This window comes from Anaeromyxobacter sp. Red801, assembly GCF_049201065.2.
Taxonomy (GTDB): Bacteria; Myxococcota; Myxococcia; order Myxococcales; family Anaeromyxobacteraceae; genus Anaeromyxobacter.
The window spans coordinates 4729875-4746138 of the sequence record NZ_CM181236.1 but is presented as its reverse complement, the minus strand read 5'-3'; the positions used below and the strand labels follow the sequence as shown (position 1 = coordinate 4746138).

Genomic DNA, 16264 nt, shown 5'->3' with positions numbered 1-16264 from the left:
CTTCGCGCCGGTCATTTCTCCTCGCCAGCAACGCGCGTCCGAGCACTGGCAGCCGTTCCCAACCGATGCCTTCCGCGCTGTAGCGAGACGTCGGGGACGTCGCCTTGTGGTTTGGTCGCGTCAACGACCTACGCGTTGCACACGCTCGACACCTGAGATCGTCGAGACGCACGGGCTCACCGTCCGCGCCCGAACTCAAGTTGCCGAGCCGGGGCGGCTGCCGATCGCATCGCTCGGTCGCTTGTTGAACGTTCGCCCGGGGCGACGTGACGCCCGCTCCCACAATTGACGTCCGCGGCCCCGCCCCCTACTCTGCGCGCCCATGGATTTCGACTGGCGTTCCGAGCGCATCGTCGTCACGGGCGGCGCGGGGTTCCTCGGCGGCTTCGTCCAGGAAGAGCTGCGGCGGCGCGGCGCGACCGAGGTGTTCGTGCCCCGCTCGAAGGACTACGACCTCGTCCAGATGGAGGGGGTCCGGGCGCTCTACCGCGACGCGCGGCCGACGATGGTCCTGCACCTCGCCGCGCGCGTGGGCGGCATCGGCGCGAACCGCGAGAACCCGGGCAAGTTCTTCTACGACAACCTGATGATGGGCGTTCAGCTCATCGAGGTGGGCCGCCAGGTCGGGCTGAAGAAGCTGGTCGCGCTCGGCACCATCTGCGCGTACCCGAAGTTCTGCCCGGTGCCGTTCAGGGAAGAGGACCTCTGGAACGGCTACCCGGAGGAGACGAACGCGCCCTACGGCCTCGCCAAGAAGATGCTGCTCGTCCAGAGCGAGGCCTACCGGCAGCAGTACGGGTTCCACTCGGTGGTGCTGTTCCCGGTGAACCTGTACGGCCCGCGCGACAACTTCGACCTGCGCACCTCGCACGTCATCCCGGCGCTCGTCCGCAAGTGCGTCGAGGCGCGCGAGCGCGGTGACCGGCAGATCGTGGTGTGGGGCGACGGGTCCGCCTCGCGCGAGTTCCTCCACGCGCGCGACGCGGCCGAGGGCATCCTCGACGCGGCCGAGCGCTACGACAAGTCCGAGGCGGTGAACCTGGGCGCGGGGTTCGAGATCAAGATCCGCGACCTCGTGCCGCTCGTCGCCCGGCTGTGCCGCTTCGAGGGCGAGATCGTCTGGGACACCACCAAGCCGAACGGCCAGCCGCGGCGCATGCTCGACACCTCCAAGGCCCTGCGCGAGTTCGGCTGGAAGGCCCGCATCGGCTTCGAGGACGGGCTGCGCGAGACGGTGGAGTGGTTCGAGGCCAACCGAGGGAGCATCCCGTGAAGAAGGCTTCATCACCGGCATCACCGGCCAGGACGGCAGCTACCTCGCGGAGCTGCTGCTCGAGAAGGGCTACGAGGTCCACGGCATGGTCCGCCGCTCCTCGTCCTTCAACACGCAGCGGATCGACCACATCTACCAGGACCCGCACACCCCGGGCTGCCGGCTGTTCCTGCACTACGGCGACCTCAACGACAGCTCGTCGCTCAACCTGCTGCTGAAGAAGCTCCGGCCGGACGAGATCTACAACCTGGGCGCGCAGAGCCACGTGCGCGTGTCCTTCGACGTCCCGGAGTACACCGGCGAGGTCACCGGCCTCGGCGCCACGCGCCTGCTCGAGGCGGTCCGCGAGCTGAACCTCGCCGACACCCGCATCTACCAGGCGTCGTCCTCGGAGATGTTCGGCGCCTCGCCGCCGCCGCAGAACGAGGCGACGCCGTTCTACCCCCGCAGCCCCTACGGCTGCGCCAAGGTCTACGCCTACTGGATCGGCGTGAACTACCGCGAGGCGTACGGCCTGCACGTCTCGAACGGCATCCTCTTCAACCACGAGTCGCCGCGGCGGGGCGAGACGTTCGTCACGCGCAAGGTCACCCGCGCCGCCTCGCGCATCAAGGTCGGGCTCCAGCAGAAGCTCTACCTCGGCAACCTCGAGGCGAAGCGCGACTGGGGCTACGCGAAGGACTACGTCGAGGCGATGTGGCTGATGCTCCAGCAGCCGAAGGGCGACGACTACGTGGTCGCCACCGGCGAGGCGCACTCGGTCCGCGAGCTGTGCGAGGCGGCCTTCGGCCACGCCGGCCTCGACTACCGCCAGTACGTCGAGATCGACCCGCGCTACTACCGCCCGACCGAGGTGGACTACCTCCTCGGCGACCCCTCCAAGGCGACGCGCCAGCTCGGCTGGAAGCCGCGCACCAGCTTCGCCGAGCTGGTCCGGCTCATGATGGAGTCCGACCTGGAGCTGGCCGAGCGCGAGCTGCGCGCGGGGGCGGGGCCGGCGGTGTCGCGGCACGGGTAGCCGCGCCGGCGGCTACCCCCGCCCGTACTGCTTCTCGTAGTACTTCAGGTACTCGCCGGAGATGATCCGCTCCCACCACGGGCGGTGCTCGCGGTACCAGCGCACGGTGTCGGCGAGCGCCTCCTCGAACCGGTGGCGCGGCGCCCAGCCCAGCCTGGTGCGCGCCTTGGTGGCGTCGATGGCGTAGCGGCGGTCGTGGCCGAGGCGGTCCTTCACGTAGGTGATGAGCGTCTCCGGCTTGCCCACGTGCCGGAGCACCTGCTTCACGATGTCGATGTTGTGACGCTCGCTCGAGGCGCCGAAGTTGTAGACCTCGCCGTCGTGGCCGTGCTCGAGCGCGGCGAGCAGGCCGCGGCAGTGGTCCTCGACGTGGATCCAGTCGCGCACGTTCATGCCGTCGCCGTACACGGGCAGCGGGATGTCGCGGAGCGCGTTCGCGATCATGAGCGGGATGAGCTTCTCGGGGAACTGGTAGGGCCCGTAGTTGTTCGAGCAGCGGGTCACCACCACCGGCAGCTTGAACGTGTGCGCGTAGGCGAGCGCGAGCAGGTCGCTCGAGGCCTTCGAGGCCGAGTAGGGCGACGACGGGTCGAGCGGCGTCGTCTCGGTGAAGTAGCCGGTGGGGCCGAGCGAGCCGTACACCTCGTCGGTGGAGACGTGCAGGAACCGCTTCACCCCGTGCTCGCGGGCGGCCTCGAGCAGCACCTGCGTGCCGCGCACGTTGGTGTCGATGAACACCGCCGGCGCCAGGATCGACCGGTCCACGTGGCTCTCGGCGGCGAGGTGCATCACCGCGTCGATCCGCTCGGTCCGGAAGACGTCGGCCACCAGCTCGCCGTTGCCGATGTCGCCGCGGACGAACCGGTACTGCGAGCTGCCGTGCACGTCGGCCAGGTTCTCGGCGTTGCCGGCGTAGGTGAGCTTGTCGAGGTTGACGACCCGCCAGCCGGGCCGCTCGGCGAGGAGCAGCCGGACCAGGTTCGAGCCGATGAAGCCGCAGCCGCCGGTGACGAGGACGTTCATCGATGGTGCTCCGGGCCCTCGAACACGGCCGCCTCGCGGAACGGCTGGCCGGCGGCGTCCTTGGCCGACACGATCGGCGGCGCGCCGCCGGTGGGCCATTCGATGCCGAGGGCCGGGTCGTCCCAGCGGATGCAGTGCTCGTGCTCGGGGTGCCAGTAGTCGGTGATCTTGTAGAGGAACTCGGCCTCGTCGGAGAGCACGAGGAACCCGTGCGCGAAGCCCTCGGGGATCCAGAGCTGGCGCCGGTTCCCGGCGGAGAGGACCTCGCCGGCCCAGCGCCCGAAGGTGGGCGAGCCGCGCCGGAGGTCCACCGCCACGTCGAACACCTCGCCGCGCGTGACCCGCACCAGCTTCGCCTGCGGGTTGGGGAGCTGGTAGTGCAGGCCGCGGAGCACGTTGCGCGTGGAGAGGCTGTGGTTGTCCTGCACGAACTCCACGTGGCGCCCCACCGCGGCGTCGAACGCCTTCTGCTTGAAGCTCTCGTAGAAGAAGCCGCGCGCGTCGCCGAACACCTTCGGCTCGAGCACCAGCACGTCGGGGATGACGGTGCCTCGGGCCTGCATCAGAAGACCCGGGTCGCGAGCAGGCTGCGCACGTACTGGCCGTAGGTCGACTTGCCGAGCGCGGCGGCGCGCGCCTCGAGCTGGGCGTCGTCGATCCAGCCCTGCCGCCAGGCGACCTCCTCCGGGCACGCGATCTTGAGCCCCTGCCGCTTCTCGATGGTGGCGATGAACTGCCCGGCGTCGAGCAGCGAGTCGTGCGTGCCGGTGTCGAGCCAGGCGTAGCCGCGGCCCATGATCTCGACCGAGAGCTGGCCGCGCTCGAGGTAGAGGCGGTTGAGGTCGGTGATCTCGAGCTCGCCGCGGGCGGACGGCCGGATGGTGGAGGCGAGCTCGACCACGTTGCGGTCGTAGAAGTACAGCCCGGTGACGGCGTAGCGCGACTTCGGCTTCGCGGGCTTCTCCTCGATGCTCACCGCGCGGCGCTCGGCGTCGAACTCCACCACGCCGTAGCGCTCGGGGTCGGTGACGGCGTACGCGAACACGGTGGCGCCGTCGGTGCGCGCGTCCGCGGCCCTGAGGATGTTCTGCAGCTCGTGGCCGTAGAAGATGTTGTCCCCGAGCACCAGCGCCGAGGGCCCGCCGCGCACGAAGTCGGCGCCGAGGACGAACGCCTGCGCCAGGCCCTCCGGCCTGGGCTGGACCTTGTACTGGAGGTTGAGCCCCCAGTGCCGCCCGTCCCCGAGCAGCTCCTCGAAGCGCGGCGTGTCCTGCGGCGTGGAGATGACGAGGATGTCCCGGATCCCGGCCAGCATCAGGGCCGTGAGCGGGTAGTAGACCATCGGCTTGTCGTAGACGGGCAGCAGCTGCTTCGAGATCGCGAGCGTGGCCGGATAGAGCCGCGTACCGGCTCCGCCCGCGAGGATGATTCCCTTGCGACTGATCATGCGGTGGTCTTCCCCCGAGTGCGGCCGCGCGCCGCCCTGGGGGGCGCCACGGACGACCCACCCTAGCACCGGGACCCACGGCTTTCATGCCCGGGAGGCATGGTGCCCGCGCCGGGTCGCACGGCGCTCGTTTGCCGCAGCGCGGTTCGGCGGTAGGCTCGCCGCGTGCGCATCGCGATCACCGGGGCGAACGGGCTGCTGGGGGGGGCCGCGGTCGGGCTGGCCGTCTCGGCCGGCCACGAGGTGCTGGGGATCGGCCGCGGCCCGTGCCGGCTCGCGCCGGGCAGGTTCGCCTGGGCCGACGCCGATCTCTCGGACGGGCACTCGGTCGAGCGGGCCCTGCTCGAGTTCCGCGCCGGGGCGGTCCTCCACGCCGGCGCGATGACCGACGTGGACGGCTGCGAGCGCGAGCCGGAGCTGGCCTGGCGCGCCAACGTGGGCGGCACCGAGCAGGTGGCGCGCGCCTGCCGGGCGCTCGGGGCGCGCCTGGTGGCGGTCTCCACCGACTACGTCTTCGACGGCACGCGCGGCGGCTACCGCGAGGACGACGTGCCGGACCCGCGGGGCGCCTACGCTCGCACCAAGCGCTGCGGCGAGGAGGCGGCGCTCGTGATCGCGCCGGACGCCGCCGTGGCGCGGGTGGCGGTGGTGTACAGCGGCCGCAGGGGCGCGAAGCCGACCTTCGCCACCCAGGTGGTGGAGAAGCTCTCCCGAGGCGAGCCGGTGAAGGCGTTCTCGGACCAGGTGGTCTCGCCCACGCTCGCCGAGAGCGCGGCGGAGATGACGCTCGAGCTGCTCCTGGACCACGACTACCGGGGCGTGCTGCACACCGCGGGCGCGACCGCGCTCGACCGGGTGGACTTCGCCCGGCGCGTGGCGGCGCGCTTCGGCCTCTCCGGCGAGATCGTCCCGGTGAAGACCGCCGAGGTGAAGCTGCTCGCGCCGCGACCGCTCCGGAGCGGCCTCGACGTCGGCCGCGCGGCCGCGCTGCTGCGGTCGAAGCCGCTCCCCATCGACACCGCGCTGGACCGCTTCCACGCGCAGTGGCTGGCGCGCGGGTAGCGGCCCCGCCCGCGGCTACGCCTTCACCACCCGCGGCCCGCCGTTCCCCTGCATGAGCGCGGGGAGCAGGTTCCGCGTGTCCACCACCAGGCGCACGCCGCGGTAGAGCTTCGCGTCCTTGAACAGCTCGTGCGCGGTCGCGACCACCACCGCGTCGTAGGACGCGAACGTCGCCGCGTCGAGCGGCACCGACGAGAGGCCGAGGTCGTGCTTGCGCGTCCGGTGGGCCTTCGGGAAGTAGGGGTCGCAGTAGTCCACCACCGCGCCGCCCTCGCGGAGCAGCTCGATGATCTCGTACGAGGGCGACTCGCGGTCGTCGTCGATGTTCGCCTTGTAGGCGAGCCCGAGCACCAGCACCCGCGAGCCCTTCACCGACTTGTGGTCGCCGTTCAGCGCGTCGGCCACCTTCTGCACCACGTAGCGCGGCATCCGCGTGTTGATCTCGCCGGCGAGCTCGATGAAGCGCGCCCACTCGCCGTGCTCGGCCGCCTTCCACGACAGGTAGAACGGGTCGAGCGGGATGCAGTGCCCGCCGAGGCCGGGGCCCGGGTAGAACGGCATGAAGCCGAACGGCTTGGTGGACGCGGCGCGGATCACCTCCCACACGTCGATGTCCATCCGGTCGAAGATCACCTTCAGCTCGTTCACGAGCGCGATGTTCACCGACCGGAACACGTTCTCGAGCAGCTTGCACGACTCCGCCACCCGCGCGCTCGACACCGGCACGACGTGCTCGAGCGCGGCGCCGTACAGCGCGGCGGCGGCCCGGGTGGACGCCTCGTCCACGCCGCCGACCACCTTCGGGATGGTCCGGGTGCTGAAGTCCTTGCGGCCGGGGTCCTCGCGCTCGGGCGAGAACGCGAGCAGGAAGTCGTCGCCGAAGCGGAGCCCGCTCTTCTCGAGCAGCGGCTTCACCTCCTCGTCGGTGGTCCCGGGGTACGTGGTGGACTCGAGCACCACCAGCTGCCCGGGGCGGAGCTGCTTCGCGATCTTCTCCGCGGTCGAGTGGATGTACGAGTTGTCCGGCTCGCGGTGCGGCCCGAGCGGCGTGGGGACGCAGATGAGGATCGCGTCGCACTCGCGCAGCCGCTCGAAGTCGGTGGTGGCGGAGTACTGCCCGCTCTCCACCGCCGCCTTCACGCGGTCGGGGCCGATGTGCTTGATGTACGACTCGCCCCGCGAGATGGCCTCGATCTTGGCCGGGTCCACGTCGAGCCCCAGCACCGGGAACCCTGCCTCCCGGAACACCAGCGCCAGCGGCAGCCCCACGTAGCCCTGGCCGATCACCCCCACGCGCGCGGTGCGCGCGGCGATCCGCGCCTCGAGTTCCCTGATCACGATGTCCCCCCACGACCGGCCCTGCCGGCCGCCCTGCGTCTCGTCCCCCGCGCCGCCTACCGTCCGGTGGGGCGCCAGGGACGGCCGAACCTACCACCGGGGGCGGGGGCTTTCATGCCGGGGAGCCATGGTGCCCGTCCTGGGTCGGGACGGCGCCGGTTTGCCGCAGCAGGCGCGGGAGGGGCTCCCGGAGGCCGCCCGCCCGCTCCCCGCCCGCGTGTACCCGCGCCCGGCCGCGTCTGCTAGAACCCCTGCGCGATGACCTCCCTCTCCGTCCTGGTCCCCGTCTACAACGAGCAGCACCTCGTCTCGACCTCCCTCGGCCGGCTCGAGATCCTGGAAGGCTCGCCGCACCTCGAGCGCGTGCAGGTGGTGGTGGTGGACGACTGCTCGCGCGACGCGACCGGCGAGGTCCTGCGCGCTTTCGCCGCTGCCCGCGGCGTCCAGTGGCTGGAGAACGGGCCCATCGAGAACGGCGTGGAGCTGTGCGGCCACGGCCGGCAGGGCAAGTTCCAGTGGGTGTTCCTCCGCCACGTGATGAACGGCGGGAAGGGCCGCGCCATCCGCACCGCGCTCGCCGAGGCGGACGGCGAGCTGTCGGTGATCCACGACGCGGACCTCGAGTACCACCCGCGCGACCTCGCCCGCATCGTGAAGGTGTTCGTGGAGGAGGAGGCGGACGCGGTGTTCGGCTCGCGCTTCGCGGGCGGCGAGGCCCGGCGCGCGCTGCTGTTCCGCCACGAGCTCGGCAACCGGCTGCTCACGTTCCTCACCAACTGGGTGACCAACGTGAACCTGACCGACATGGAGACCTGCTACAAGGCGGTCCGCACCGACCTCCTGAAGTCGATCCCCATCGTCTCGAACGACTTCCGGCTCGAGCCCGAGCTGACCATCAAGCTCGCGAAGCGCGAGGCCCGCATCTTCGAGATCCCCATCAGCTACTCGGGGCGGACCTACCAGGAGGGCAAGAAGATCAACTGGCGGGACGGCGTGAAGGCGCTGTGGGCCATCACCCGCTTCTGGCTCTCCGACCACGTCTACCAGGAGGACGCGTACGGCTCGCAGATCCTGGGCCGGCTCGCCCGCGCGCCGCGCTTCAACGCCTGGATGGCCGACGTCATCCGGCCGTTCTGCGGGCAGCGCGTGCTCGAGATCGGCAGCGGCACCGGCAACCTGACCCGGCGCCTGGTCCCGCGCAACACCTACGTCGCCTCGGACGTCAACCCGCTCTACCTCCAGACGCTCCGCGGCCTCACCCTCGATCGCCCGTACCTCGACGTCACGCTCACCGACGTCACGAAGGGCGAGTCGTTCCCCGCGGTGGAGGGCGGGTTCGACACGGTGGTGTGCCTCAACATCATCGAGCACGTGGACGACGACCTCGGCGCGCTCCGGAACGTCCGCGCGGCGCTCGCCGAGACCGGCCGCGCCATCGTGCTCGTGCCGCGCGGCCCGGACCTGTTCGGCACGCTCGACGAGGTGCTGGGGCACAAGCGGCGCTACACCGAGAACACGCTGGTGGAGCTCGCCGGCAAGGCCGGCTTCGAGGTCCAGGAGCTCCTGCACTTCAACCGCGTGGGCACGCCGGCCTGGTGGCTGAACGGGAAGCTCCTGAAGCGCCGCTCGTTCGGCCTCCTCCAGATCAAGGCGCTCAACCTGCTCACGCCGCTGTTCCGGCTGATCGACCGCGCGCTGCCGTTCCCGCCGCTCTCGCTCATCGCGGTGCTGCGGCCGACGTCGGCGAGCGCCGCGCCGTCCGGGTCCGGCCCCGACGCGGGCGCCGCGCCGGAGGGCGCCGCGCCGCCGGACGTCAGCGCGTCGGCATGACCGGCAGCGCCACCTGCACCACGAGCCGCAGGTTGGGCTCGTTCCGCGGCAGGAACGCCCGCGACCAGCGGTAGGACGCGCTCGCGTCCCACGAGACCTCGAACGGCCCGGCGAACAGGAGCTGCCGCGCGCCGGCGGTCACCTCGACGTCCTGGGTGAGCGCGTCGTCGCGGAGCGGCTCGATGGCGCTCCAGTAGTAGGCGTTGTCGCGGCGGACGCGCTCCAGGTAGCCGCCGATCCGGCCGCGCGGGCCGAACACGTCCACCGCCACGGTCTGGCTGTCGGAGCCGGGGCCGATCGACGCGCCGAGGAGCTGGCCCTCGTTCGTCCAGGAGAGGTCGCGGTTGTGCGTGTACCAGGTCGGCATGCCGCGCAGGCTGTCGGGGGGACGCACCGCCTGGAGCGCGGTCGCCTCGAGCTGGAGCCGGACCGTGCGCGCGCCGCCGCCGAACAGCTTCTGGAGGCCGAGCAGGTACGCGCCGGTGTGGTCGGTCTCGCGGACGTACTGGTACAGCGAGCCCTCGTGGTCCTCGCGGCCGAACTCGCCGTAGATCTCGAGCCGCGCCTCCGGGAAGACCCAGCGCGCGAACAGCGACGCGAGCTGGTTGTCGTTGGGGTTGTTGCCGGTGGGATCGTCGTACCAGCCCTTGAGGTCGTTCTTGCGCGGGCTCTGGAACACCGCCAGCCAGTCGCCGACCCGCAGGCCGTCCCAGACCTGCACGAACTGGCGCGAGAGCCCGACGGTCAGCCCGGGCACCCAGCGCGGCGTGTAGTCGAGCACGAGCCCGCTCACCATCGGGTGGGTGGGGTGCTCGACGTAGGTCGAGCGCGAGAGGCGGCCCCAGTACACCAGCACCTCGGCGGTGCCGATGCCGATGTCCGCGGGGCGCGAGGTGCCGACGAACGCGTGCGGGAAGCCGGGCGCGGCGTTCGTCATGGTGAGCGCGTTCCGGATCCCGGGGCCGATCCAGAGGTTCTCGGTGGAGATCCCGACGGCCACGTTCCACGCGTCGGCGCGCAGGTAGCTCTGGCCGAGGCTCCAGTCCGCGAACGGGCCGGCGCCGAAGCGCTGCGGGTAGTCGATGCCGTCGCCGTAGAACGGGCTCCGGAACGCGAGGTCGCCGGACTGGCCGTTCTGGCGCGTGGTGAACCAGCGGTTCTGCGACCAGGACACGGCCGGCGCGAGCGCGCCGGAGAGCGCGCCCCAGCGGAACGACGCGCCACCGGAGAGCATCGACGAGGTGCCGCGGCCGGCCCAGAGCAGGCCGTCGTTCCCGCCGGACGGGTAGTGCGAGCTCCAGGCGGCGTCGAGCCGGAGCGGCACGAGCCGGACGCCGCCCGCGCCGGCGCCGGCCTCGAGGCCGGCGGTGTCCCAGGGCAGCGCGGCCTCGGCGCAGCGCGTCTCCACCCGCGCCCCGGCGCGGCGGAGCACGCGGGGGGAGGGGGACCGCGCCGGACAGCTCGCCCAGGCGGAGCAGTTCGTCGGACGGGGTGCCGATCCCGTCCACCGCCATCGGGACCGGGGTGCAACCCCGCTCGCCCCTCGACAGGCTCGGGGTGAGCGGGGCTTCCCGGGGCGCAGCCCCTGCGTCCGCTCGTGGTGAGCCTGCTGCCTCCGCTCCTTGCGAGCCTGCTGCCTCCGCTCCTTGCGAGCCTGCTGCCTCCGCTCCTTGCGAGCCTGCTGCCTCCGCTCGTGGTGAGCCCGTCGAACCACGAGCGGTGGTCTCAGCCCCTGCGTCCGCTCGTGGTGAGCCTGCTGCCTCCGCTCCTTGCGAGCCTGCTGCGTCCGCTCGTGGTGAGCCTGTCGAACCACGAGCGGGCTGGGCGATCAGGACGGCGACGACGAGGACGGACGCGCAGGCGGTTCGCATCGGGACGCGCAGTGTAACCGCCCCGGCGCCGCGCCGCGAGCGGGCGGTCAGACCGCGCCGCGCACGCCTTCGCGGATCGTCGCCGCCACGTACGAGCGCATGGCCTCGGTCAGCCCGGGATACACGCCCACCCACAGCGAGCGGTTCATGATCGCGTCGGTGTTGGCGAGGTCGCCCACCACCCGGAACGGCGGCGGCCGGCCCTCGTCGCGCGCGTCCTGCACGAGCTGGGTGAGCGCGGGCTGCCGCACCAGGTTGCCGGCGAACAGCATGCGGGTCTGGATCTTCCGGCCCTCGAGGTGCCGGACCAGCGCGTCGCGCGTGACGCCGGCGCCCTCCCGCACCGTCATCATGAAGCCGAACCAGGACGGCTCCGAGCCGGGCGTGGGCTCGGGCAGCACGAGCGCGTCGGACAGGTCGTCGAGCGCCTCGCGGTAGAACGCCCAGTTCCGGCGCCGCGCCTCGACGAACCCGGCCAGCCGCTCGAGCTGCGCCAGGCCCACCGCGGCCTGCATGTCCGTGACCTTCAGGTTGAAGCCGAGGTGGCCGTACACGTACTTGTGATCATAGCCGCGCGGCAGCTCGCCGAGCTGCCACTCGAAGCGCCGGCGGCAGGTGTTGTCCACCCCGGGGTTGCACCAGCAGTCGCGGCCCCAGTCGCGCAGCGACTCGACCGCGCGCTTGAGCGTGTCGTCGGAGGTCAGCACCGCGCCGCCCTCGCCCATGGTCATGTGGTGCGGCGGGTAGAACGAGAGCGTGGCGAGGTCGCCGAACGTGCCGGTCTTGCGCCCCTGGTAGAGCGAGCCGGCCGCGTCGCAGTTGTCCTCCACCAGCCAGAGCCGGTGCCGCTCGCAGAACGCCTTCACCGCGGCGAGGTCGAAGGGGTTGCCGAGCGTGTGCGCCACCATCACCGCGCGCGTCCGCGGCGAGCGCGCCGCCTCGAGCTGCGACACGTCGAGGTTGTAGCCGGGCAGCGACACGTCCACGAACACGGGCACCAGCCCGAGCTGGAGCGCCGGCGCCACGGTGGTGGGGAACCCGGCCGCGACGGTGATGATCTCGTCCCCGTCGCGGAGCCGGCGCTCGCCGAGCAGGTGCGAGCGGAGCGCCGCGACCGCGAGCAGGTTCGCCGACGAGCCGGAGTTCACGAGCCGCGCGTGCTCGACCCCGTACCACTCGGCGAGCCGCTCCTCGAGGCGCCGGTGCCAGCGGCCGGCGGTGAGCCAGAACTCGATGCCGCTCTCCACCAGGTTCGTCAGCTCCGGCGCGCCGTACACGCGCCCGGCGTAGCGCACCGCCGACTTGCCCGGCACGAACGCCGGCTCGGCGCCCTCGCGCAGCCGCGCGATCTCGCGCACGCGCTCCAGGATCTCGGCGGTGAGCTGCCGCTCCCGCTCCTTCGGATCGATCGACACTCAGCGCTCCAGGTATGCGCGGATCTGCGCGCGGCACAGCTCGGCGAGCGCCGGCGCGCCCGCGCCGGCGGCGTGCGCCCGGTACCACTCCACCGTCCGGCGCAGCCCTTCCTCGAAGCTCCAGCGCGGCGCCCAGCCCAGCCGCGCCCACGCCTTCTCCACCGACAGGCGCAGCACCCCCGCCTCGTGCGGCGCGGCCGGGTCGCTCCGGTCCTCCCAGGCGCCGCCGCCCCAGGCGGCCACGAGCGTCTCCACCACCTCGCGGACCGTGCGCGCGTCCTCGTGGCGCGGGCCGAAGTTGAAGGCCTCGCAGTGCGCGGCGCGGTCCGGCGCGCCCGGCGCGAGCCGCGCCCCGAGCAGGAGGTACCCGCCGAGCGGCTCGAGCACGTTCTGCCAGGGGCGGACGCCGCGCGGGTTGCGCACCGGGATGGGCCGGCCGGCGGCGAGCGCGCGGATCGCGTCCGGCACGATCCGGTCCTCGGCCCAGTCGCCGCCGCCCACCACGTTGCCGGCCCGCGCGCTGGCGAGCGCCACGCCGTGCGAGGCGAGGCGGGCCGGCGGGAAGAAGCTCCGGCGCCAGCTCGACACCACCAGCTCGGTCGCGCCCTTGGACATGGAGTAGGGGTCGAACCCGCCCATGGGCTCGTCCTCGCGGTAGCCCCAGGCCCACTCGCGGTTCTCGTAGCACTTGTCGCTCGTCACCACGACCACGCCGCACGGCGCGCCGGCGGCGCGCACCGCCTCGAGCAGGTGGGCGGTGCCGAGCACGTTCGTCTCGAGCGTCTCCACCGGCGCCTGGTACGACGCGCGCACCAGCGGCTGCGCCGCCAGGTGGAACACCAGCTCCGGCCGCGCCTCGCGCACCACCGCGGCGAGGTTCGCCGCGTCGCGCACGTCGGCGAGCACGCTCGTGCAGGCGGTGTCCACCCCGGCGGCCACGTACAGCGAGGGCGAGCCGGCGGGCGCGAGCGCGTAGCCGGTCACCTCCGCGCCCAGGCTGTCGAGCCAGAGCGTGAGCCAGCTCCCCTTGAAGCCGGTGTGGCCGGTGACGAGCACGCGGCGGCCGGCGTAGGCGCGGGAGAGCTCCGCGGCGGTGGGCGCGAGGCCGCTCATGGCCAGGTCTTCCAGGGCGCGACCCCGCGCGCCCACAGGTCGTTCAGCAGGCCGTACTCGCGGGCGGTGTCCATGGGCTGCCAGAAACCGGTGTGCGGGAACGCCACCAGCTCGCCGTCGCGCGCCAGCTTCCGCAGCGGCTCCTGCTCCAGCACGGTCCGCGCGTCGTCGCCGATGTAGGGCCAGATCCGGCGCGCGTCGAGGACGAAGAAGCCGCCGTTGATGAAGCCCTCGCTGGCGTTCGGCTTCTCGTTGAACTCGGTGACCCGGGCGCCGTCGATCCGCATCTCGCCGAAGCGGCCGGGCGGGCGCACGGCCGCCACCGTGGCCACCTTGCCGTGGCGCCGGTGCGCCTCGATCGACGCGGCCACGTCGAGGTCCGAGACGCCGTCGCCGTAGGTCAGGCAGAACAGGTCGTCGCCCTCGACGTAGCGCCGGACCGCGGCCACGCGGCCGCCGGTCATGGTCGCCTCGCCGGTCTCGGCGAGCGTGACCTTCCAGTCCTCCTCGCCGTGCTGGCCGTGGAACTCGATCCGGTCGTGGCGGCCGAGCGTGACGGTCACGTCGGTGGTCATGGCGCGGTAGTTCAGGAAGAACTCGCGGATGACCGAGCCCTTGTAGCCGAGGCACAGCACGAACTCGCGCACGCCGTGCTGCGCGTAGCCCTTCATGATGTGCCAGAGGATGGGCCGGTTGCCGATGGGCAGCATCGGCTTCGGCAGCACCTCGCTCGCGTCTCGGATGCGGGTTCCCTGCCCGCCGCAGAGGATAACGGCCTTCATGTCCGCGGGACGATAGGCGAAGCCTCGCCCGCCGTCGAGGGCCGGACGCGCCGGCCCGCCCGATCAGCGGGGGAGCCGCTCGAGCCACTCCAGCGTGCGGTCGAGCCCCGCCTCGACCCCGACCTCCGGGGCGAACCCGAACTCGGCCGCCGCCCGGCGCCCGTCGGCCACGAACACGCGCTGGTCGCTCTGCCGCGCCGGGAGCCGCTCGTACCGCAGCGGCTGGCCGACCTTGCGCTCCAGCACCGAGAACAGCTCCAGCAGCGACAGGCTGTTCTCCGGGCCGCCGCCGATGTTGTAGGCGCGCCCGGCGATCCGGTCCGCCGCGGCCGCGGCCAGCCGGTAGCAGCGCACCAGGTCGGCGGCGAAGAGCAGGTCGCGCACCTGCTTGCCGTCGCCGCTGATCGTGAACGGCTCGGGCGTCCGCCCCGCGCGCGCCTCGGCGCGCTGGCGCAGCGCCTGCTGGCAGAACCAGCCCACCCAGCCCTGGTCGTAGGTCGCGTACTGGCGCCCGCCGTACATGGAGCTGTGCCGGAACACCACCGTCCGCAGGCCGAAGATGCGGTGGTAGTCGAGGAAGTACTGGTCGGCGGCGCCCTTCGAGCAGCCGTAGGGGCTGTGGAAGTCGAGCGGCACCGACTCGTCGAGGCCGTGCGGGTGGTCGGGCAGGAGCCAGCGGGTGGCCCCCTCCTCGTGCCGCACGCCCAGGAGGTCGCCGTACACCTTGTTGGTGGAGGAGAACAGCGTCGCCGCCGACGGCGCGTGGGCGCGCACGGCCTCGAGCACGTTGAACGCGCCGAGGACGTTCACCTCGAAGTCGTAGCGCGGCCGCTCGATGCTGGTGGTCATGGCCACCTGGCCGGCGAGGTGCGCCACCGCGATCGCGCCGTCGCCGAAGCGCGCGAACGCGTGCTCGACGTCGGTGCGCGAGCGCGTGTCGCAGGCGAGGTGCACGAGCCGCCCCGCGCCGGGGCGCGCCGCGCGCTCGCGCAGCCACGCCAGGTTGTCCGACGACCCGGTCCGCACCAGCGTGTCGAGCACCACCACCTCGACGCCGTCGTCGAGCAGCGACGCCGCCAGGTTCGAGCCCACGAACCCGCAGCCGCCGGTCACGATCCACCTGCCGCTCATCCCGTCTCCTCCGCGGCGGCGAGCGCCGCCAGCCCGTCGGCGAGCGCGACGCGCGGCGCCCAGCCGCCCAGCGCCGCCCCCGCGCGCGACACGTCCATCACCAGCCGGTGCACCTCGCCCTCGCGGTAGGGCCGCGCGCCGGCGAGCACCCGCGCCGGATCCGCGCCGGCGGCGCGGTAGACCGCGCGGACGAGGTCGAGCAGCCGCACGCCCTCGCCGGTGCCGACGTTCACGATGTCCACGACGTCCGCGGCGCCCGCGCCGTCGCCGCCTTGCTCCACCGCGCGCACCACCGCGTCCACCGCGTCGTCGCGGTGCAGCCACTCGCGCACCTGCTCGCCCGCGGTCATCTCGTAGGGCGAGCCGGCGCGCGCGGCGCGGAGCGCGCCGGGCACGAGCTTCCCCGGATCGTCGCCGGGGCCGTACATCGAGGCGAGGCGGAGCCAGCGGAGCGGGAGGCCGCGCGCCCGGGCCCGCGCCCGCAGCACCACGCCGCCCGCCGCCTTGGTGGCGCCGTAGCCGTCGGCGCTCTCGAGCGGCGCGTCCTCGCCGCAGGTGGGCGCGCCCGCGGCCGGCGCCCCGGGCAGCCGCCCGTGGCCGCGGTACTCGAGGCAGGTGCCCGCCGCCACCACCCGGCCCACCCCGGCGGCGGCCGCCGCGTCGAGCAGCGCGAGCGGCGCGGCCACGTTCGCCTCGACCATGCGCGCCCAGTCGCGATCGCGGCTCTGCACGCCGAGGGCGGCGAGGTGCAGGAGCGCGTCCGCGCCGGCGACGAGCGCGCCGGCCGCCGCGGCGTCGCCGAGCATGCCGGGCACGGGCACGAGCCCGGCGGCAGGGGGCAGCGCCGCCTCGCGCCCGGGCCGGACGAGCGCCCGCACCTCGTGGCCGCGCGCGACGAGCGCGGCCGCGACCGCGCGGCCGAGGAAGCCGGTGGCGCCGGTCAGCGCGACGCGCACGCTTC

The 16264-nt window shown here is 73.0% G+C and carries 14 protein-coding genes; 4 read left to right on the top strand and 10 right to left on the bottom strand.

Features of this window, described 5'->3' with window-relative positions; genetic code table 11:
• The first annotated feature begins 322 nt into the window (after window positions 1–322).
• Window positions 323–1273 (top strand): GDP-L-fucose synthase family protein, encoded by a 951-nt coding sequence (locus ACOQFB_RS21845; RefSeq protein WP_421609509.1) that lies wholly within the window; start codon window positions 323–325, stop codon window positions 1271–1273.
• Window positions 1274–1283: 10 nt separating this feature from the next.
• A complete protein-coding gene (gene gmd / locus ACOQFB_RS21840) occupies window positions 1284–2291 on the top strand; it encodes a GDP-mannose 4,6-dehydratase (RefSeq protein ID WP_494492596.1) in 1008 nt (335 codons plus the stop codon).
• Window positions 2292–2303: 12 nt separating this feature from the next.
• On the opposite strand, the gene rfbB is transcribed toward gmd, so the two are convergent.
• From rfbB to rfbA, 3 genes are read right to left on the bottom strand one after another with little or no spacing between them, the layout of a single operon-like run.
• Window positions 2304–3314 carry a dTDP-glucose 4,6-dehydratase gene (rfbB, locus tag ACOQFB_RS21835; protein ID WP_059435799.1) on the bottom strand — a complete coding sequence of 337 codons (1011 nt, stop codon included), beginning with the start codon at window positions 3312–3314 and terminating at the stop codon, window positions 2304–2306.
• The gene (gene rfbC, locus ACOQFB_RS21830; protein WP_421609508.1) at window positions 3311–3877 is read right to left on the bottom strand and encodes a dTDP-4-dehydrorhamnose 3,5-epimerase; all 567 of its coding nucleotides are present in this window, start codon (window positions 3875–3877) and stop codon (window positions 3311–3313) included. Before rfbC ends, rfbB begins: the two co-directional genes overlap by 4 nt.
• Window positions 3877–4761, bottom strand: a complete 885-nt coding sequence (rfbA, locus tag ACOQFB_RS21825; protein ID WP_059435801.1) for a glucose-1-phosphate thymidylyltransferase RfbA — start codon at window positions 4759–4761, stop codon at window positions 3877–3879. Before rfbA ends, rfbC begins: the two co-directional genes overlap by 1 nt.
• 165 nt (window positions 4762–4926) lie before the next feature.
• Between rfbA and ACOQFB_RS21820 the strand changes: the two genes are divergently transcribed.
• The gene (locus ACOQFB_RS21820; protein ID WP_421609507.1) at window positions 4927–5823 is read left to right on the top strand and encodes an SDR family oxidoreductase; all 897 of its coding nucleotides are present in this window, start codon (window positions 4927–4929) and stop codon (window positions 5821–5823) included.
• Window positions 5824–5838: 15 nt separating this feature from the next.
• On the opposite strand, the gene ACOQFB_RS21815 is transcribed toward ACOQFB_RS21820, so the two are convergent.
• Window positions 5839–7161, bottom strand: coding sequence for a nucleotide sugar dehydrogenase (locus ACOQFB_RS21815; RefSeq protein ID WP_059435803.1), 1323 nt, complete (start codon window positions 7159–7161; stop codon window positions 5839–5841).
• Window positions 7162–7419: 258 nt separating this feature from the next.
• Between ACOQFB_RS21815 and ACOQFB_RS21810 the strand changes: the two genes are divergently transcribed.
• Entirely contained in the window at window positions 7420–8991 is a 1572-nt protein-coding gene (locus ACOQFB_RS21810; RefSeq protein WP_059435804.1) for a glycosyltransferase, read from the top strand.
• Here the strand turns inward: ACOQFB_RS21810 and ACOQFB_RS21805 are convergent.
• The 6 genes from ACOQFB_RS21805 to ACOQFB_RS21780 form a co-directional block, all read right to left on the bottom strand.
• Complete coding sequence (locus ACOQFB_RS21805) at window positions 8975–10423, bottom strand: capsule assembly Wzi family protein (protein ID WP_494492367.1); 1449 nt, start codon at window positions 10421–10423, stop codon at window positions 8975–8977. The genes ACOQFB_RS21810 and ACOQFB_RS21805 overlap by 17 nt on opposite strands.
• Window positions 10424–10909: 486 nt before the next feature.
• Window positions 10910–12277, bottom strand: coding sequence for a lipopolysaccharide biosynthesis protein RfbH (gene rfbH, locus ACOQFB_RS21800; protein WP_059435806.1), 1368 nt, complete (start codon window positions 12275–12277; stop codon window positions 10910–10912).
• Window positions 12278–13390 (bottom strand): CDP-glucose 4,6-dehydratase, encoded by a 1113-nt coding sequence (gene rfbG, locus ACOQFB_RS21795; protein ID WP_421609505.1) that lies wholly within the window; start codon window positions 13388–13390, stop codon window positions 12278–12280.
• Window positions 13387–14172 (bottom strand): glucose-1-phosphate cytidylyltransferase, encoded by a 786-nt coding sequence (rfbF, locus tag ACOQFB_RS21790; RefSeq protein ID WP_059435808.1) that lies wholly within the window; start codon window positions 14170–14172, stop codon window positions 13387–13389. Before rfbF ends, rfbG begins: the two co-directional genes overlap by 4 nt.
• A 63-nt stretch (window positions 14173–14235) precedes the next feature.
• Window positions 14236–15303, bottom strand: a complete 1068-nt coding sequence (locus ACOQFB_RS21785) for an NAD-dependent epimerase/dehydratase family protein (RefSeq protein WP_059435809.1) — start codon at window positions 15301–15303, stop codon at window positions 14236–14238.
• Window positions 15300–16259 carry an NAD-dependent epimerase/dehydratase family protein gene (locus ACOQFB_RS21780; protein ID WP_421609504.1) on the bottom strand — a complete coding sequence of 320 codons (960 nt, stop codon included), beginning with the start codon at window positions 16257–16259 and terminating at the stop codon, window positions 15300–15302. The genes ACOQFB_RS21785 and ACOQFB_RS21780 overlap by 4 nt, the downstream gene beginning before the upstream one ends.
• Between the last annotated feature and the right edge of the window lie 5 nt (window positions 16260–16264).